The organism is Roseibium sp. RKSG952 (assembly GCF_009711355.1).
On the sequence record NZ_SMMF01000245.1, the window covers coordinates 1 to 425 of the forward strand.

The window sequence follows — 425 nt, forward strand, 5'->3', positions numbered from 1 at the left end:
CGCTTGGACACCAGATTTGACAATAACTCGTCGGAACGAACATGACCGAATAGAGCAACCACCCCAGAAACACCTGGTGGACATTGATGGTCTTGGCCCCCTGGAACAGGGACTGCACAAACACGATTAAAAAACCGATCAACAATCCGATCGAACAGGCGGCGAGGAAATCCCCTGAGCCCGTGATCATGGCGACAGAAATCAAGACCTGTTCGAGAAGTGCGCTGTCACCAATGGAATAAATAACCCAGTCGCTCATCGGCCGCCTCCTTGCTTACCGGAGCCAAGGAATTCACGGTCATAGAGTTTTTGCAGGGTCTCGAAATATTCCAAGGCTTCCGGGACAGGCGCATAGTCCCTTTGGAGTTGCTGAGAGTCCGTCCGGCATAAAAATATTTGAATTCAATGATTTGCTTTTGGGTTAA

The 425-nt window shown here is 49.6% G+C and carries 1 protein-coding gene; it reads right to left on the minus strand.

Annotated elements, in window-relative coordinates:
• A partial coding sequence (locus tag E1297_RS00595) for a conjugal transfer protein TraG N-terminal domain-containing protein (RefSeq protein ID WP_155132635.1) occupies positions 1-259 on the minus strand: 259 nt, incomplete at its 3' end.
• Positions 260-425 lie beyond the last annotated feature (166 nt).